Source organism: Streptomyces sp. CA-135486 (assembly GCF_050936555.1).
GTDB lineage: Bacteria > Actinomycetota > Actinomycetes > Streptomycetales > Streptomycetaceae > Streptomyces.
Genome location: NZ_JBNJMM010000001.1, coordinates 2984772 through 3003461, shown reverse-complemented (window position 1 = coordinate 3003461; position 18690 = coordinate 2984772). Strand labels below are relative to the sequence as shown.

General features: G+C 69.1%; 12 protein-coding genes. 6 read left to right on the top strand and 6 right to left on the bottom strand.

Going from position 1 to position 18690, the window contains the following annotated elements:
* The first annotated feature begins 93 nt into the window (after window positions 1–93).
* A complete protein-coding gene (locus tag ACQEVG_RS13585; RefSeq protein ID WP_432982011.1) occupies window positions 94–2784 on the top strand; it encodes an FG-GAP-like repeat-containing protein in 2691 nt (896 codons plus the stop codon).
* A gap of 476 nt (window positions 2785–3260) precedes the next feature.
* On the top strand, window positions 3261–5255 hold the full coding sequence (locus tag ACQEVG_RS13580; protein ID WP_432982008.1) for an ATP-binding cassette domain-containing protein: 1995 nt from the start codon (window positions 3261–3263) through the stop codon (window positions 5253–5255).
* Window positions 5256–5327: 72 nt separating this feature from the next.
* Here the strand turns inward: ACQEVG_RS13580 and ACQEVG_RS13575 are convergent, their stop codons facing one another.
* Window positions 5328–6101 carry a LysR substrate-binding domain-containing protein gene (locus tag ACQEVG_RS13575; RefSeq protein WP_432982004.1) on the bottom strand — a complete coding sequence of 258 codons (774 nt, stop codon included), beginning with the start codon at window positions 6099–6101 and terminating at the stop codon, window positions 5328–5330.
* Between the two features lie 58 nt (window positions 6102–6159).
* Between ACQEVG_RS13575 and ACQEVG_RS13570 the strand changes: the two genes are divergently transcribed.
* The 3 genes from ACQEVG_RS13570 (at window position 6160) to ACQEVG_RS13560 (ending at window position 8137) form a co-directional block, all read left to right on the top strand.
* Window positions 6160–6564 (top strand): DUF5997 family protein, encoded by a 405-nt coding sequence (locus ACQEVG_RS13570; RefSeq protein WP_432982001.1) that lies wholly within the window; start codon window positions 6160–6162, stop codon window positions 6562–6564.
* Window positions 6565–6753: 189 nt separating this feature from the next.
* Complete coding sequence (locus ACQEVG_RS13565) at window positions 6754–7161, top strand: CoA-binding protein (RefSeq protein ID WP_432981998.1); 408 nt, start codon at window positions 6754–6756, stop codon at window positions 7159–7161.
* A gap of 112 nt (window positions 7162–7273) precedes the next feature.
* Window positions 7274–8137 (top strand): alpha/beta fold hydrolase, encoded by an 864-nt coding sequence (locus ACQEVG_RS13560; protein WP_432981995.1) that lies wholly within the window; start codon window positions 7274–7276, stop codon window positions 8135–8137.
* Window positions 8138–8164: 27 nt separating this feature from the next.
* On the opposite strand, the gene fxsT is transcribed toward ACQEVG_RS13560, so the two are convergent.
* The 5 genes from fxsT to ACQEVG_RS13535 all read right to left on the bottom strand — a co-directional run bounded on the left by fxsT (window position 8165) and on the right by ACQEVG_RS13535 (window position 17727).
* Window positions 8165–12139: an FxSxx-COOH system tetratricopeptide repeat protein gene (gene fxsT / locus ACQEVG_RS13555; protein WP_432981992.1), complete on the bottom strand. Its 3975-nt coding sequence runs from the start codon at window positions 12137–12139 to the stop codon at window positions 8165–8167.
* On the bottom strand, window positions 12136–13518 hold the full coding sequence (locus ACQEVG_RS13550) for a TIR-like protein FxsC (protein ID WP_432985339.1): 1383 nt from the start codon (window positions 13516–13518) through the stop codon (window positions 12136–12138). The genes fxsT and ACQEVG_RS13550 overlap by 4 nt, the downstream gene beginning before the upstream one ends.
* 102 nt (window positions 13519–13620) lie before the next feature.
* Complete coding sequence (locus ACQEVG_RS13545; protein ID WP_432981989.1) at window positions 13621–16047, bottom strand: FxsB family cyclophane-forming radical SAM/SPASM peptide maturase; 2427 nt, start codon at window positions 16045–16047, stop codon at window positions 13621–13623.
* 455 nt (window positions 16048–16502) lie between these two features.
* Window positions 16503–17066, bottom strand: coding sequence for a YbaK/EbsC family protein (locus ACQEVG_RS13540; RefSeq protein ID WP_432981986.1), 564 nt, complete (start codon window positions 17064–17066; stop codon window positions 16503–16505).
* Between the two features lie 88 nt (window positions 17067–17154).
* Window positions 17155–17727 (bottom strand): helix-turn-helix domain-containing protein, encoded by a 573-nt coding sequence (locus ACQEVG_RS13535; protein ID WP_432981983.1) that lies wholly within the window; start codon window positions 17725–17727, stop codon window positions 17155–17157.
* 93 nt (window positions 17728–17820) lie between these two features.
* Here ACQEVG_RS13535 and ACQEVG_RS13530 point away from each other — a divergent pair, with 93 nt between their 5' ends.
* Window positions 17821–18687 (top strand): EamA family transporter, encoded by an 867-nt coding sequence (locus ACQEVG_RS13530; RefSeq protein WP_432981980.1) that lies wholly within the window; start codon window positions 17821–17823, stop codon window positions 18685–18687.
* Window positions 18688–18690 lie beyond the last annotated feature (3 nt).

Sequence of the window (18690 nt, the reverse complement as noted above, 5' to 3'; positions counted from 1 at the left end):
GGTCGCCCATGTGACGGGCGTGCCGCAAAGGAACTTTCGGGAAAGGTGGGGCACTTGAGCCCGCGTACGTCGCATGCGTACAGACCACTGAGCATGAAGCGCCGAGTCTGGCTGACCGTGGGCGCCGTCGTCCTCGGCGGAGCGGGGGTGGTCACCATAGCCACGGCCAACCCGTCCGACCCCCCGAAGAAGCAGCACCAGGAGGAGCGGGCGGCGAAACTCCGCACGCTCCAGATCACCAAGGGCGGGTCGAACGACAGGGAGCTGCCGACCACCGACACCGAGCCATTCTCCCTCGTCGGCATCGGCTGGGACAGCGCCGCCGCCGGGGTCGAGGGCACGGCCCAGGTGCGCACCCGTGAAGCAGAGACCGGCAAGTGGTCCGGCTGGCAAGCGCTCGAGCTGGACGCGGACCGGCCGGACGCCCCCGAGGGCAGAACGGCCCAGGGCGCGTCCGAGCCGCTGTGGGTGGGCCCGTCGACCGCGGTGCAGGTTCGGGTGAAATCAGGCAAGTCCCTCCCCAAGGGCCTCAAGCTGCACATGGTCGACCCTGGCGTCAGCAAGGCCGAGGCCAAGAACCCGGCAGCTCCGCTCATGGACAGCGCCGCGTTCGCCGCGGACGAGAGCCCGTCCGCCTCCCCGAGCGAACCCGGCGTCCCGACGGACTCGCCGTCGCCGGCCGATTCCGTGACTCCGTCCGACTCGGCCTCGCCGACGAGCGTCCCGACCGAAACGGCGGCACCGTCTGCGTCGGCGACGACTCCGTCGCCGACCGCGACTCCGACCCCGACCCCCACGAAGCCGACGCCACTGCCATCGACGGTGAAGCAGCCGCCGATCATCAACCGGGCGCAGTGGGGCGCGGACGAGTCGATGGTCGACGACCCCGCCGAGTACATCGAGAAGGTGCAGGCGGTCTTCATCCACCACACCGTCGGCTCGAACAACTACAGCTGCGCGGAGTCGGCCGCCCTGGTCCGCGGCATCATGACGTACCACGTCAAGACCGAGGGCTGGAACGACCTCGGCTACAACTTCCTGGTCGACAAGTGCGGCCAGATCTTCGAGGGCCGCGCCGGCGGCATCGACCTGCCGGTCAAGGGCGCCCACACATACGGCTTCAACAGCTACTCCACCGGCATCGCCCTCCTCGGTGACTTCGAGGGCGATACCGCCACGGGCAAGCCGGCGGGTAAGCCGACCACTGCCGCGCTGCAGTCGGCCGGCCGGGTCGCCGCCTGGAAGCTCGGCCAGTACGGCGGCAACCCGAAGGGCACGGTGACACTGACCGCCCAGGGCAACACCGGTAAGTGGACCGAGGGCCAGCAGGCCACGATGAGTGTGATCTCGGGTCACCGTGACGCCTACGCGACCGCGTGCCCGGGCAAGAACCTCTACGCCAAGCTGTCCTCGATCCGCGACTTCGCCGCCGGCCCCGGCCGCAACTCCGCCATCCCGACAGCCGACTTCAACCGGGACGGCATCACCGATCTGGTCGCGGGCCTGCCGCGGGTCGCGAGCGGCGACGGCTCGGTCACGGTCCTGCCCGGCACGCTGAACGGCCCGACCGACGCCGGCCGGCGCACCCTCAACCAGGAGAGCCCGGGTGTGCCCGGCCGGTCCGAGAGCGGTGACGCCTTCGGAACCTCCTCCGCGTACGGGGACGTCAACGGCGACGGCTACGCCGACCTGGTCATCGGCGTCCCCGGCGAGAACGAACTGGCCAGCCAGGTCGACACGGGCTCCGTCAGTGTCATGTACGGTCCGGCGTTCACCAGCGGCAAGGCGTACTGGACCGATGCCGCCGTGCGTACGAACGGCGAGAAGCTGGGCACGACGGTCGCCGCGGGTGACTTCAACGCCGACGGCAAGGCGGACGTCTTCTCCGTCGCTCCCGGTGTGCCGGGCCGCTGGTGGGCGTACGACTCCACCACCGGCGCCGCCAGGTCCGGCCTGCTGAACACCACCGCCTACACGGGCCCCGTCGCCTACGCCGCGGCCGCCACCGGCGACTTCAACAAGGACGGTTACGCCGACGTCGCTGTCAACTTCCGTGACCCCAGCGGGATTTCCCGACTCCTGTGGCTGAAGGGCTCCGCTTCAGGCCTGCAGCGTGTCGGCATCCTCGACGCACGAGGCGGGCGCAGCCTGGCCGCGGGCGACATCAACGGCGACGGCTACACCGACCTCGCTGTGGGCCAGCCTTCGGCCACCGAGTCCGGCACGACCGCCAAGGGCGGCGCGGTGACCGTCGTCCTCGGCTCGTCCACCGGTCTGACCTCCACCGGCCGGATCACGCTCCACCAGGACTCGGCGAGCGTCCCCGAAGCCGGCGAGACCGGCGACGACATGGGTGCGTCCGTATCCGTCGGCGATCTCAATCTCGACGGATACGCGGACGTCCTCACGGGCGTGCCGGGCGAGGACATCACGCGCAGTGGGTCCACTCGCGCGGACGCGGGCATGGTGATCCTGCTGCGCGGCTCGGCAGCCGGCCCGACGGGCACCGGTTCCTTCGCGTACACGCAGGACACCACCGGCATCCCCGGCGACGCCGAGGCCGGTGACCGTCTCGGTTCGTCCGTCTCGCTCACCGATCTGTCCGGCTACGGCCGGGCCGATCTGGCCATCGGCGCGGACGGTGAGGACGCGAACAACGGCACCATCCTGCAGCTCGACAACAGCGCCAGCAGCGGGGTCGTCGCCACCTCGGGCATCTACTACGGCACCACGGCCCTGGGTGCTCCCAACGGTGTCCGCATCGGAGGGGTGCTGACACCGTAAACCGCCCGACCTCGGTCGATCCGCTCGACCCCGCTCGACCCCGGCCGGCCGCGCGGCCCAGGCTCCCTCCAGGGGCCCGGGCCGCGCGGCCGGCCGGCTCGTTGTGCATATCCACGCGCCCCAGGGCGGTTGGCCCTCGTCGGCACCGATGGGAGCGACAGCCGAGGCAATCCCTGAAAGAGGCACTTGCTCCTGCGTCACAATCGAACCTTCGCCCGAAGATTCATCCGTCCGGCGCCGTGACGGGGTGTTGATCAGGCACGTTCTCCGGGCACCCTCATCCCCACTGTCCCTTGAGGAGACGTCGTGGATCCCCTGCCTTGGTATGCCATCGACCTTTGTGTGTCCGACAGTTCCCGGCTCCGAGACGAGTTGGCGTCACTCAGGTTGACGCCGCCCGCCTCGTGGTTACAGCGGCCCGGCCACGGACGGGTCGCACACATCACCTCTCCGGTCCCGGGCGGGGGGGATGCGGCGTGAAGAGGTTCTTCGGGCAGGTACGGATGACCGAGCCCACGGTCTCGGAGGCGGAGCGGGAGCTGTTCGGAGGGCCGCTGCGATACGACACGGGGTGGTCCGAACATGAGCGCGCCTGGCTGGACTTGACGATGCTCACCGCGATCCGGGTCATGCCGCGGCTGGTGGGCGGGACATTGCGCCGGGCCTGGCAGGCGGACCGGCCGTCGCTGCTGGGGGTGGGGGTGAGCGAGATCGGGCAGGGCATCGTGGCCGCGGTGAGCCTGCTCGCAGTCAACACGGTGATGCACGCCCTGCTCGGGGCCGGCACACCGGTCGACCGGCTGCACAACGCCCTGCCCGGCCTGATCACCGTCGCCGTCGTCGCGGTGGTCAACGCCGGCCTCGCGGGCTGGTCCACCTCCCGTGCCGGACGCCTGGAACCACTGGTGGAGCGACTGGCCACCACCGAATACCTGGCAGCGGCCACCGCGGTGGAACTGGAGGCGATCGAGGACCCGGAGTTCCGCCGTCTGATCGACGTGGCGCAGTACGGGGCCGCCTCCGCCCGGCGCATGATCGGGGCCTGCGTCGCCGCGCTCAACGGCACGATCGCCCTGATCGCCACCGCCGGAGTCCTCACTGTCCTGCACCCGGCGCTGCTGCCGATGCTGCTGCTGATCGCCGCCCCGCGCGGGTGGGGCGCGATGCGGGTGGCGCAGGAGCGGTACGTGTCGGTGATGACCTGGGTCGAGCACATGCGGGCCAGCCGACTGATCGGCAACCTCCTCACCGAGCGCACCGCGGCTCAGGAGGTGCGGATCCATGCGGTCGGCTCGTTCCTGCTGGACCGCTACCGCGACATGGCCGAGAGCGCCGAGGCCGAGCAGAAGCGGCTCGCCAACGACAAGGCGGTGACCGAACTGGTGGCCGCGGCGCTCTCGGGCTTCGCCATGGCCTGCACCTATGGGGTGATGGGCTGGCTCATCGTGGCCGGCCATATGGAACTTGCGGTGGCCGGCACCGCGGTGATCGCTGTCCGGTCGGGCTCGGCGAGCCTGGGGGCGCTGGTGATGAACATCAACCAGCTCCACGAAGAGTCTCTGTACGTCCAGGACCACGACCGATTCCTCACCGAGGCGGCGCAGCGCGCCATCCCCCAGGGAGGTGCGAGCGTGCCCATACGGATGGACGGGGTGACCTTGGACAAGGTCAGCTATCAGTACCCAGACCGGGACGAGCCCGCGCTGGACGAGGTGTCGCTGACCGTACCGATGGGCTCCGTGATCGCGGTGGTCGGCGAGAACGGCTCGGGCAAGAGCACCCTGATGAAGATCCTCGCCGGACTGCTGCTGCCGCAGAGCGGCGGCGTGCGCTGGGGTGGCGTGGACGTGACCGATCTGGACCGGTCCCACCTCTTCGAACGGGTCACCCTGCTCACGCAGGACTTTCAGCGCTGGCCGGTGACCGCCGCGATGAACATCCAGATCGGACGTCCCCATCAAGCCGCCTCCCACGAGGAACTGAAGCCCTCGGTCGGCTATGCCGGGGCGACGCCGGTCATGGCGAAACTGCCCCACGGGCTGAAGACGTTGCTGGCCCGGATGTTCCGCGGTGCATCGGAGATCAGCGGCGGGGAGTGGCAGAAGATCGGCCTGGCCCGCACCCACTGGCGCACCGAGACCTGCCCGGCCGACACCATTCTGATCGTCGACGAGCCGACCTCCGCGCTGGACCCCGAGGCTGAGATCGAGGCTTTCGACCGCATCCGGCGCCTCGCCGGCCCCCGGCGCGCCGTCGTCCTGGTCACCCACCGCATGTCCGGCGTGCGCTACGCCGACACCATCTACGTGCTGAACCAGGGCCGCCTGGCCGAACACGGCAGCCACGACGAACTGATCGCGGCGAACGGGCGCTATGCCGCGATGTTCCACACCCAGGCCGCTCAGTACGCCCCGGCGGCCCGCCCCGGCATTCCTCGTCCCAGCACACCGACCGTCCCGGAGCGCTCATGATCCAGCCCGGGTGAACGCCGCCCGGACCCCACGGTTGCGGGACGCCGAGGCTACGGATGCGGGACGCCGAGGCTACGACCTGCGGCGAGGTTTGCCGCGCTTGGCGCCCTTGGGGCCGCCGGAACCGCTCCGTGGGCTCTTGCCGGTCGACTTGCCGGCCGCGGGCTTGTGCCGTGCGCCGCCTGTGTCGGGGCGCTTGCGCTTCGGCTGAGCCGGCGCCGGTGCCGCGGCCGGGGAGCGCCCCCGAGAGCTGTTGACCGTCCGCCCGCGGACGATCCCGATGAAATCCTCCACCAGGTCGGTGGTCTCGTCCTCGGGCCACGACAGCGCGACGCGCGACTCGGGGGCGTCCGAGACCGGCCGATACGTGAGGTCCTTGCGGTGGTGCAAGCGGGCAAGTGACTGCGGGACGACGAGTAGCCCCACTCCTGCCGCCACCAGTTCGACGGCGTCCGCCGTCGTGGCGGGGCGCTCGTTCGCGGGCCGTCCCGGCCGATGCTCCCAGTCAAGGGTTTCGTCGAGGGGATGCAGCACGATGTCGTCGGCCAGATCCTCGGCGGACACCTCGTCGACCGCGGCCACGACATGGTCTTTCGGGACCACGACGACTGTCGTCTCGGTGTAGAGGGGGATTGCGCTGAGGTCCGTCCTGTCGATCGGCAACCGCACGAAACCCGCGTCGGCGCCGCCGCCCCGCAACACGTCGGGTGCCTCGGCGGCGGTCACCGCGATGAGGGTCAGTGGGACGTCAGGCAGCCGCTCGTTCCAGATCCGCACCCACTTCGTGGGCGTCACTCCCGGGACATACGCGAGCCGGAACGAAGGGGATACTTCCGAGCCTGTCACCGCGCCAGGCTACCGGTCATGGTCAGAGGTAGCGCACACGCTCGATACTCTTGACGCCATGACGTCGCACAAGACCACCCAGACGATGAAGCCCGCCACCGCGGCAAAGAAGCTGGGTGTGTACCTCGAGGCCACCCCCGCCGAGTTCCAGGAAGGTGTCGTCTCGCGCGACGAGCTGAGTGCCCTGCAGGCCGATCCGCCCGAGTGGCTGGTGGAACTGCGACGCAACGGCCCGCATCCCCGGCCGGTGGTCGCGGCGAAGCTGGGCGTCTCCATCGCAGGTCTGGCGCGTGGCGGAGTCACGGACGCCCTCACCACGGAGCAGATCGACGCGCTGAAGCGAGACCTTCCCGAGTGGCTGCAGAAGGAACGCGCCACCCAGGCCGAGGTCCGGAAAGCAGCCGTGCGGATCAAGGAGAAGAACGCGGAGCGAGCCGATCAACCCCGCCGGCCGCGTTCCTGAGCTCCAGCCCCTCCGGCCGCGTTCCTGAGCTCCAGCCCCTCCGGCCGCGTTCCTGACCGCCAGCCCCTCCGGCCGCGTTCCCGCCTCTCCCGACCCCTGGAAGTCCCCGCGCTCCGACCGGGAATCACGGCCCGGTAGACACTGTTGGCAGCCTCAGCAGCCCTTTCAGGAAGCCAGAGGAGGCCGACCGTGTACGGCGACCCAGCAACGATCCGCAAGATCCTCACCGAGCTCGGCGACACCTGGGCGGTCGTGGGCCTGTCGTCGAACCAGCACCGAGCGGCATACGGCGTCGCCGACGTCCTCCAGCGCTACGGCAAGCGCATCGTCCCGGTCCATCCGAAGGCCGAAACGGTCCACGGCGAGCACGGCTATGCGACGCTCGCCGACATCCCCTTCCCCGTCGATGTCGTCGACGTCTTCGTCAACTCCGGCCTGGCGGGGCAGGTCGCCGACGAAGCCGCCGCCATCGGCGCCAAGGCCCTCTGGTTCCAGCTCGGCGTGATCGACGACGAGGCGTACGAGCGCTCCCGCGCGGCCGGTCTCGACATGGTGATGGACCGCTGCCCGGCGATCGAGATCCCCCGGCTGGGCTGACCCGAGGACCGGCCAAGTGCGCTTCCGCAGCGCCCCCAGGTCGTGCGGCTATGTACCGCGCCCTCGGGGTGCGCCCATACTTGCGCGTATCGGTCGGAGGGGGAGGCACCAGTTGGGGCAGCTGATTCACACCCGGGACGGTCGGACTCTCGCAGTGGAGCGGCACGGGAACCCGCATGGCAGACCGGTCTTCCTGTTGCACGGCACCCCTGGCAGCCGGCTGGGACCGGCTCCCCGCAGTGCGGTGCTGTACCGGCTGGGAGTGCACCTGATCACCTTCGACCGTCCCGGCTACGGCGCGTCCGACCGATTACCGGGACGGCCCGTGGCCCATGCCGCGGCCGATGTCGAAACCATCGCCGACGAGCTCGGCATCACCGAGTTCGCTGTCGTCGGCAGGTCCGGCGGCGCCCCTCACGCACTCGCCTGCGCCGCACTGCTGCCGGAGCGCACCGTCCGGACGGCGGCCCTCGTCGGCCTCGCTCCGCGGGACGCACAGGGCCTCGACTGGTTCGAGGGCATGACCGAGTCCAATGTCCGCGAGTACATCAACGCGGCGGCCGGGCACCGCCAGCTGACGGCCGCGCTGGAATTCCGTACGGTGACGATCCGGGCCGACCCGATGGCCTCGGTCGCCGCCATGCGCCGCGGGCTGCCCGAGTCGGACCGCGAGATCGTCGCCGATGCGGGCATCCGGGCCATGCTGGTGCGCAACTTCGCCGAGGGGCTGCGCAGTTCGGCCGGCGGCTGGATCGACGATGTGATGTCGTTCAGCACCGACTGGGGGTTCCGGCCCGAGGACATCAGCGCCAAGGTGCTGCTCTGGCACGGCGAGGACGATGTCTTCGCCCCGGTGCAGCACACCCGGTGGCTGGCCGAGCGGATTCCCGGTGCGAAGCTGGTGATCGAGCGCGGGGCAGCGCACTTCGGAGCGCTGCGGGTGCTCACGCAGGTACTGAGCTGGGCCACCCGGTGAGCCGCCCGCCGCTTCCTTCCGGCCGGGTCAGACCGGTTGCGGTTCGAGGTCCCGGTTGATGCGCCGCCATGCCCGGGCCGCCTCCGTGATCGGATGCTCGACGCCCAGCTGTTTGGCGGCCGACTCCAGAATCTCGGCGCGCAACCGCTTCCCGTCCTCCTCCCGGCCTGCCGCACGCAGTGTGATCGCGAGATTGGACCGGCACGCCAGCACGTCCGGATGAGCCGGCCCGTAGCGCTGCAACAGGCCTTCGAGAGCGGTCCGTTCCCACATCTCCGCGCGGTCCTGCTGCCCCAGGTCGCCATAGGCGTTGGCGAGGTTGATCGCGGTGCACAGAGTGAAGGGATGGCGCGGCCCGAGTGTCCGTTCCAGCGCCGTGCGGACTCCTTCGCCCGCCTCCGCCGCCTGCGCCGCGTCGCCCAGGCCACGCTGATAGATGGTCACGTTGTTCCGGCAGGCCAGGGTGAAGGGGTGGTCCTCGCCCAGCGTGTCCCGGTACCCCTGAAGGATCTGGCAGGCGAGGTCCAGGGCCGCCTGTTTGTCGCCGACCGCCGAGTAGTCGGCGGCCAGATTGAGGCCGCATGCCAGGGCGTCGGGCACCTTCGTTCCGTATCGCTCCCGGTAGCGGTTGTACGTCTCCTCCGTGATGCGTTTCGCCTCGTGCGGGTGGCCCGCCTTGCGCAGGGAGACCGCGAGACTCTTGGCCGTACGCAGCACCTCGGGCACATCCGCGTTCAGCACCCGCTCGAATGCGGCCACCACCTCGCGCAGGACCTGCACCGAGGACCGGTACTCGCCGGTCTCCCTGAGGTCACGGGCGAGGTGTCCCTTGGTGGTCAGGGTGAACGGGTGATCCTCCCCGAGCAGGGCGCTGCGGCGCTCCACCGTTTCCTCGTCCAGTCGGCGCGCTCGCTCGCTGTCGCCGGTCAACCGGTAGTCGATCGCCAGGTTGTTGGCGGCGATGAGCGTACGCGGATGATTCTCGCCGAAGATCTGCCGCAGTCCGTGGTAGATCCGCAGGTCGCGTTCGAGCGCCTCGTCGAACCTCCCCAGGGCGCGCAGGTCGGCGGCGAGGCTGCCCGTGGTGATCAGAATGCTGGGGTGGTCGTCGTTCGGATGGTCCTCGTGGAGCACCTGGATCTGCCGTTCGAGGGTGTCCTCGTCCATCTCGCGGGCCTCTTGGTACTTGCCCTGTGCGCGCAGCGCGTTGGCCAGCTCGAAGCGGATGTTCAGGGTCTGGAGATCGTTCTCTCCCAGGTCACGGGTCCAGGTCTGGTTCAGCTGCGAGCCCAGGACTCGTGCGCTCTCCAGTTCACCGCGCTTGAGCAGATAGCGGACGCGGTCCACCATCAACTGTCGTACGTTCTCCTCGTCGCAGTCCGCGATGCCGGACGCGCCCAAGTGGGGCCAGATCAGCTCGAAACTCGGCCAGCTCTTGGGGTCGTTGACCGGGTTGTCGCTGTCCACTCCTTCCGCGGGCCTGGCCTCCGCGAGAATGCGGTGCACCTCGTGCATGGCCTTCTCCCGCTCGTCCGGGGAGAGTTCGGCCCGTACCGCGGCCTGAACGAGCCGGTGGACCTGGATGCTGCTGTCCGCCGGGTCCACCTTGGCCAGGGCGAATCTGTTCAGCGTCTGGATGACCTTGCCCAGCATGTACCGTTCCCGCAGGTCGGGGTCGTAGGGAAGGAGCGACTGGAACATGGAGTCGCTGCCGATCAGACGCATCGAAATCGGCTCGGCGGAGAAGAACGAGCACATTTCAAGCAGCCGTACCGCGGCCCTCGACTCCTCGCGCAGCCGATTGATGGAGATCTTCCAGGTCGCGCCGATCTGCTGCGAGTAGTCCTCGGGCGTGCCCAGCGAGAGAACCTTGGTGCTCTGCTCCTTCAGCTGCTCCACATACGAGTCCACGGGTGTGGCCGTCTCCGCGAGCCAGGCGCCCGCCACCTCCACCGCGAGCGGGAGGTCACCCACGGCCTCGGCCACCAGGTCGGCGTCCCGGGCAGGCAGCTTCGACACCCGGCGACGCAGATGCTCCACACTCTCCGGGCGGGTGAAGACCTCCACCTCCATCGCCTCCAGCCGGGTCGACACCGGCTTGTTGCGGCAGGTGGCGAGAACGTGGCCGTACACATCGTTGGGGATGGGAGCGGTGTCGTCGGGCAGCAGATTCAGCGCCTGATCAAGATCATCCACATTGTCGAAGATCAATAACCATCGCGAGTACGGAACACCGCGCCGCAACGCCTGCATCGCCGCCTGGGCCGCCTCGGCGAACACATCACCGGCGCGCAGATCCAGCTCGGCCGCCAGATCCGCCAGGGACGACACCACCTGGTCGGGCTGTTCCGCCTCCACCCACCAGACCAGGTCGTAGTCGGACCGGAACCGGTGCGCGTACTCCCGGGCCACCTGCGTCTTGCCGACGCCGCCGAGTCCGTACAGCACCTGGGGGAAGCGCTGGGCGGAGTGGGTGTCGCCGCGCAACTGGTCCCGCAGCCGGTCGAGTACGGAGGTGCGGCCGGTGAACCAGGCATGGCGGGGCCGTACGTTCCAGACCTTGGGAACGGCACCGGGGTAACGCGCCCCACCGGTCGCAGCCACCGGGGAGGCGGCCGACTCCCCACGGTCCAGCGCGGACAGCAGCGCGGCCGCGGCGTCGGCCTCGTCGAGGCGCACCAGGTCGACAATACCGCGGCTGGAGATGGGCAGGCTCAGCCGTACGTCGCCGACGCGCACCGGGACCAGCTGGCGCCGGGTGCCGGAGGGGTCGAGGCTCATGAACGACTCCCACAGGTTCCCGGCCCTGCGGGAACTGAGGAATGCCTGCGAGACGACGGGGACCACCCGGTAGGCCCCGCCCGCGGCGAGTTCCGTTTCGATCCTGGTGAGTTGGGCCGTACGGACGTCGACCGGAAGCACCTGGAAGCCGGCGCGGGTGAGCACCGACTCCAGCCAGTCGGCCCACATCTGATCCTCTGCCACATAGGTCAGCACCACATTCGACGGCGGAGCCGGCCGTCGCCGGGTATAGGCCATCACATGCGTGAGCCGTTCCGCCTCGTCGATCGGCGGCAGTGTGCTCACCTGGCCGTCGGTGAGCACGGAGGTGAGCCGTTCGCAGGCGGTGAGCATCGAACTCGAGATGTTCGGCGCGTCTCCGAAGGTCGCCAGGATCTCCTCATAGGCGTAGAACGGGCGGTACGGAATCTCCACCGACCCCCAGTAGTTGGTCAGTTCCTCCCCGCTCAGACCGGCAGGAAGTCCGGGGAAGCGTTCGCGCGCCAGCGCACGTCCGGCGTCGGCCTTCTCCTTCTCGCCGTCGTCGATCCGCATCGGCACGGGCAGGATGCGGATGCGCTTGTCGCGGAACCGCTCCTCGATGTCGCGTGCCACGGCCGAGGCACCGTCGATGCTCTGGTCGCTGAGCGTGAAGCAGACCACCAGGACCTGCGGCATCTGGACCGTGCAGATATCGGCGATGTCACTGAGTCCGGTCCTGCTGTCGATCAAGGTGTAGTCGTAGTGCCGTCGCATGTCGCCGCGCATCGCGTCGAAGAACTGCCCGCCGCCGAAACGCTCGTAGAAGTCGTCCCAGTCCATCCTTCCGACGGTCGACGAATAGTCGCGGTTGCGTCGGCCGGCGGAGAGGAAGTCAAGGCTGCCGCCGTGCGGAAAGGCCCAGTTGAGCGAGGTGGCATGCGGCCTGACGCGGGCGTAGTCGCGGTGCCAGTCCGGTTCGCGTACCGCGGCGCGCCGGGCCTCCTCCTGGTATTCGGTGATCAGGTTGATCAGCCCCGGGGTGGCCTCCAGATCGGAAAGGTCGAGGAACGGATGGAAGAAGCGGTGCAGTCCGGGTGCTTCGAGATCCCAGTCGACGGCCAGCACCCGGTGGCCGTTGGCCGCCAGAATCCAGGCGACATTGGCCAGCGCCATGGTGCGACCCGTGCCGCCCTTGTATGAATAAAAGGTGACAATGGTCCCTTCGCGATTATCTGTCACAACGAGCCCTCCCCCTTGTCGGCGTTGCCCTTTGTCTGGTCCGCGTCACGGGTGGTGGATGCTGGGTCTCCGGAGGCGGGAATGCCGGAGGCCGGGCCTCCTGAGGCTGGAACTCCGGAGGCCGGGACGCCTGCGCCATAGCCGATCCCCGACGGAAGCACTCGCGGAATCGAAGCGCTGGGCCCCTCCGGCGGATAGGTGCGCGCATGGGCCGCATAGTGCTTCTCTGCGGCCTTGACCGCGCCCGGCAGTTCCTGGCTGAAGACCTCCAGTGTGGGGAGACCGCCGCACGGCGACCGATGGCCGCCGCTCTCCTCCGCCCTCGGGGCCAGTGACTCATCGACGGCCGTGCGCAACTCGTCCTCCCGCAGCTGGGATTCGGGGTCCTCGCGGTTCCAGGGGATCATGACGCTGATCCACGGCCGGCTCTCGGCACAGAGCCGACGTAGCAGCTCTCTGCGGTGCGGGGCTTCGAGCGCCCAGCGGTCGAGCAGCAGCAGTCCCGGTGCCTTGGGCGAGCCGGAAGCCAGCAGGCGCTCGGCATCGGCCTCGAACTCCCCGACGCGCACCCGGTAGTCAAGGTTCCGGACGAGGTCGACGGCGTGGTCGGCGAGCGGCCTGGACGATTTCGGGTGGTACGGATTCCAGTCGCGCGGGCGTGGGCCGTAGCAGTCGGCGCCACGGCCCTGCGGTAAATCGGACTGGGAACAGGCGAGTACGGAGACATCGATCTCCCGCGCGGGGCCGGGCGGCCCGAACGCGCTGGGCATCGCGCCGTAGTCCTGGTGCGGGTCGCCTTCCGCGATGCGGGTCTGCTCCGCCACGCTGACTATCCGCTTCGCCAGCAGATAGACCGCGCGCTCGTACTGGTCCCGCAGATATCTGAGCTTGATCAGCCCGTAGAACCCCTCGTCGGCGTAGTCGTCGCCGAAGGTGGCGTGGTTGAACTGCAGCCGCTCGGCAGGCTGCGGCAGCTGCTTCGCGGGCACCGGCACCCAGAGCGCGGGGACTATCCCGCTCACCGTGCTGCCGTTGCCGCGCGCCTGGTGGTGCACCGCTCGGGTGGAGAAGACAAACCATTCCCGGCCGCACTGCTCACTCAGGAAATAGCGCGGCGAGTAGAGCGGCACAAAGACCCTGCAGCGCGCCAGCGCCTCGGAGAGCCGTTCCTGCCAGCCGTCCCCGGGCTGCATCTGCTGATCCATGAATCCGGCCGGCACTCCGGCCGGCAGGGAGGTCAGCTGCAGCACATGGGCGCACAGATCGCGGTAGAACCTCTCCACCCAGATGTTCGGGTCTTTGTCCTTGGGATGATTCTTGGGCGTATGCGCATAGCTGAGGAAAAAGTATGGTTCTGGCCCATCTCCCCCCGCCTCCATGGATCCAAGCACCAACGTCTCCCCCGGTTCAGTTGGATGGAGCCTCAGTGTAGGAAACGTCGATTACTCGGCGGAACAGCGCGAACACGCCTGATAATTGAGCTAGATCGAATTCCGGGCCTGCCAGTCGGCGCGATGCTGTGCGGCCGCGCCCGTGGCCTCGGACAACGCCGCAGACGAGACGGGCTCCGCCGACCATCCGTGCGCCGTGCTCGCCATCCCCGCCACGAACCGTTCGCCCAGGTCCGTCAGCGCGCCGGACCCGGCCAGCACCTCGATCGCCTCGGTGGTCTGCTGACGCCAGCGCGCGAACTGCGCCTCCGCCGTCCGCGCCGCTTCCCCCTCCGCGTCCAGCCGCCGCACCCGCCAGAAGTCCGTCACCGCGATATGCGCGTACGTGCCCTGGATCAGACCGGCCAGCGGTCGCGGATCCTTGCGCCAGGGCGCGTAGAACGTCCGGCTGTCCGCGGGGTCGTAGAGGTCGTACCTGTCCAGGACCGCCCCCAGCTTCACATGCTGGAACTCATGGACGATCAGCAGCGCCAGCTGATCGGGCGAGTCGGGCCTCGCCGCGCCGATCGCCCCGAAGGCCTCCTTCGACGCGGCACTGACCTCGCCGTCGTCCGGAGCGTGCAGCGGCGTGATGACCCGCAGACCGGCGGTCAAGCCGGGGGCGTAGACCGGCAGTTGACGTCCGATCAGCGACCAGGCCGCTGTCAGGTCCTGTGCCCACCCCTTGGCCTCCCCGTCGGACAGTCGCCCGGCGACCGGCCACTGATGGCAGTCGCGCAGCGGGTCGGTGTCCTCCAACGCCACGGCCCAGTCGGGCAGTTCCACGACGCGTACCGGCTGCCAGTGCGAGGTGAGCCCGTCCATCCCTTCGTCCCAGCCGATCCGCAGCACCCGGCCCGCGGCCCGTACGGTGAAGTCATCGGCGTCCGCGGTCACTTCGGCGTGGTCGGCGTCGGCGGAGAGGGCTACGGCGCCCAGGCCGGGCAGCCTCAGCCGTCCGTCACGCACCGGAACGACGACGGTGCCCGCCTTCCGCGCCCGCAACGCGCCGGCGGCGGCGAGTTCCGCGAGCCCCGGGGTGATGCTCGCCGGTGCGCGGCCCTCCAGGATGCGCAGCGCCCAGGGCCGCGTATAGGGATGGCCCACCACCGCGTCCAGTGCTTCGGGGTGCTCCCCGTCCAGCTCGCTCAGCAGCTCCCAGGCCGCGGCCGCAATGCTGTCGTCCCGCGCAACACGATCACTCACCGCGCGAAGCAGGTCACGGTTGAGTTCGAGCTGGGCCGCCGCCATCCGCGTCACGGTTTCCGCGCTGCCGAACCCCGCTGCCAGCTCGTCGAGTTCAGCCAGTTCCTCCGGCGGAACCGAGGCCACGGGCCGGGGGGCTGCGGACCGGGGGGCTGCGGACGTTTCGCTGTCTCGGATATTCGTGATCAGTTCCATCAGGTCCTGGCAGAACACGGAAGGGTTGTCGAAGCCGCTGCCGGTCCGGTAGCGGTGGGCATAGAGGCCGCCGCCGCAGGAGGTGACCACCGGGCAGCTTCGGCACTGTTCGCTCAGCTCCTCGACTCCCCCCCGGCGGGCGAGCATTCCGGGGTGCTCGAGCACTTCGTCCAGGGAGTTCGAGATGACATCCATGCCGGTGACCGGTGCGCCGTCGTAGGCGGTTTTGAGTGAATCGGCCTGCTCGAACGAGCCGTCGGTCTCGATCACCACGAGATCGGCGGGCGCCAGCCCCATCGACTCGGTCAGGCTGCTCCGGCCGTGCAGTGTGCGCAGTACGGAGTCGAAGGTACGTACCGGGACCGGCCGTCCCGTACCGTTCCAGCGGCGGTAGATGACATCGAGCCAGTCCGCATAGGGCGTGGCCGATCCGGCGGGCCGGGGCGGCGGCACGTCCCAGGTCGCATGGGGCAGCAGAAAATCGATGCGTGGAGGATCAAGAGCGAGCAGTGCGTCGTACACCGCGATGGGATCGTTCTCGACGTCGATGGTGCACAGCAGTCCCGCGAACAACGGCCGGTACTGGGGCCGGTTGAGCAGCTCCACCGCCCGCAGCACCTGCGGGTGGCTGCTCCTTCCGTCGGCGTAGCGGCGATGACGGTCGTTCGCCGCCTTGTCACCGTCGAGCGAGACACCGACTTTGATGTCCAGCTCGGCAAAGAGATCACAGAAGCGTTCGTCGAGCAGGACGCCATTGGTGTGGATGCGAAGATCCAACGCGCACACGCCGGTTAACGCGCGGTTCAGCTCCGCCGCGGCTTTTCGGAGTCGAATCGGCCCCGCCAGCAATGGTTCTCCGCCATGCAATACGACGTGGACCATGGAAAGACCATGATTCTTGGCGTGCTCGGCAATACGGTCCGCCGTCTTTTCCATGATCTTTTCCGACATTGCCCTGGGCCGGCCACGCCAGCTCGAATCCGCGTGCTCATAGATGTAACAGTGATCGCACGCGAGATCGCAGCGACTGTGCACCTTCAGCACAAACTGACTCAGTGATGGCAGTGGCCGGTCCATGGCCGAGGTCTGTCCGGTCACTCAGACCGACGACTGAAAGGCAGCAACAACCAACGGACTCGGCCGATCACTGGTCGACAGCAGACGACTGACCGACGCGGGCAGGTCCCCACCAGCCTGAGCGGCAGGCCGTTTGGCCAATGGCACCCTACGGGTAGCCTGACCACGGGGTGCCGGCCCAGGCCTGCCGACAGCGGAGACAAGAGCAGTGTCCATTGAGCGCCTTTCGGTTGTACGGACGACTCATGGCAGCGGAGCTGCAGCCACGACTCTCCCTATGATGAACGAATCCAGCGATTCGGACATTTCGTCACGACATACGCCTCCCCCGCGTCAACGGGAAAACTGCCGCAAAAGTTCTGGGAGTACCCAGTCAGGCCATACTTTCGAGAGGCCATCCGGGTGACACATACCCTATTTTGCCGCCGCGTGTCCGCGCCACATTCAAGGTGCGGTCAAGCCGCCGAAATTCCAAGTCCTTCCAGGACGACGGCGCCCGGCAGCCCCGCGAAGGCCTTGCCGGGCACGATGAGCTTCCCCCGCCGTCGCCCGCTCCCGATCAGCACCCACTCCGTGTCGACCACCCGCGAGTCGATCAACAGCGGCCAGTCGGCGGGCAGCCCGATGGGTGTGATGCCGCCGTACTCCATGCCGGTCTCACCGGTCGCGGTGTCCATCGACGCGAACGAGGCCTTGCGCGCGGCCAGTTGCTTACGGACGACGCCATTGACGTCGACGCGTGTGCTGGACAGCACGAGGCATGCGGCGAGCGTGGACTCGCCGCCCCGCTTGCCCGCCACGACGACGCAGTTCGCCGACTGCTCGAGCAGTTCCAGCCCGTAGTGCTCCACGAAGACCGCGGTGTCCGCGATCTCCGGATCGGTGTCGACGTGGATCAGCTGCCCGACAGGGATGTCGCCGCTCCAGGCGCGCACGGCGTCGGCGACCGGTCGCACGAGCAGGTCGAGGCAGTCGGCCGCAGGCCGGGCATCCGTGAAGCGTCCGATGGGTGCGCGCATGCGTGTCACGCTAACAGCGCCGTGGCAATGGACGGTTGACTGTCTCGGCGTACGGGCGGCGGCACGGAGGATCAGCGCGCGGGCGGGATCAGCGTACGGGCGGGATGGAGACCGCCATCGTCATCTCGACCGTCTCCTCGCCGTCGTTGCGATAGGCGTGCGCGACATTCGCCTCGAAGGTCGCCGAGGTCCCGGCCGACAGGGCGTGCGACTCACCGTCGACGACGAGGGTGAGCTCGCCCGTGGTGACATGAAGGAGCTCGATCGTGCCGTCGGGGTGCGGGTCGGACTCGCTCCGGTCGCCGGGCATCAGCCGCCACGACCACAGTTCGAGGGGCCCGCGGCGCTCGGTGCCGACCAGCAGCGTGGTGAAGCTGCCGGTCGAGGTGGACCACATACGTACGGCCTGCTCGGGGGGTACGACACGGACCTGTGGACCCTGCTCGTAGTCGAGGAGCGTGGTGATGCTGACGCCGAGGGCGTCGGCGAGCTTCACCGTGATCCCGACGCTCGGATTCGTACGCGCCTGCTCGATCTGGATGATCATGCCGCGGCTGACCCCGGAGCGGGCGGCGAGAGCGTCGAGCGTGAGCCCCCGTTCGCCGCGCCAGCGCTTGAGATTGCGGGCGAGCGACTGCGTGAGCTGATCGAGGTCCGACACGTTCCGTCCAATATTCTGGATGACAGAGTCCAATACAGTGCACTACGGTGTGGTGCACTCAAACGTTCACTGCACTGTACTGCGAGGCCCGCCATGACCGCACTGTTCGCCCTGGCCACCAGCTTCCTGTGGGGGCTGGCCGACTTCGGCGGCGGACTGCTGACGCGACGCATGCCGGCCCTCACGGTCGTCGTCGCCTCGCAGTCGATCGCGGTGGTCGTCCTCGGCTCGATCGTCGTGGCCACCGGCAGCCGGCAGGAAGCAGGACCCCAGCTCTGGTACGCCGTCGCGGCGGGCGTCGTCGGCCCGGTGGCAATGCTCTCCTTCTACAAGGCGCTCGCCCTCGGCCCCATGGGTGTCGTCTCACCGCTGGGCTCACTGGGCGTCGCCGTGCCCATCGGCGTCGGCCTGCTCATCGGCGAGCGGCCCGGGCTGCTCCAGTTCGCGGGCATCGCGGTGGCCGTCGCCGGCATCGTTCTCGCGGGCGGGCCCGAGCTGCGGGGCGCGCCCGTGCAGCGACAGGCGATCCTCCTGACCCTCCTCGCCGCCTTCGGCTTCGGCGCGGTCATGACCCTGATCGCGGAGGCCTCGACGACCATCACCGGGCTCTTCCTCGCGCTCTTCGTGCAGCGCGTCACCAATGTGGCGGTCGGCGGCGCAGCGCTGTACGTCTCGGTGCGGCGCGGCGCGCGGGCGCTGCCCGAGGACGGCGGGATGCGGGTCATCCGCTCCTCGCTCCCGGCGCTCGCCTTCGTCGGCCTCGCGGATGTCGCGGCCAACGGCACATACTCGATCGCCGCACAGCACGGTCCGGTCACCGTCGCCGCCGTACTCGCCAACCTCTACCCGGTGGTGACGGTGCTTGCCGCGCTCGTGCTCCTCAAGGAGCGGCTGCGCCTGGTCCAGGCGACGGGCGCGGGGCTCGCCCTCGTGGGCACAGTGCTCCTCGCCAGCGGCTAGGGG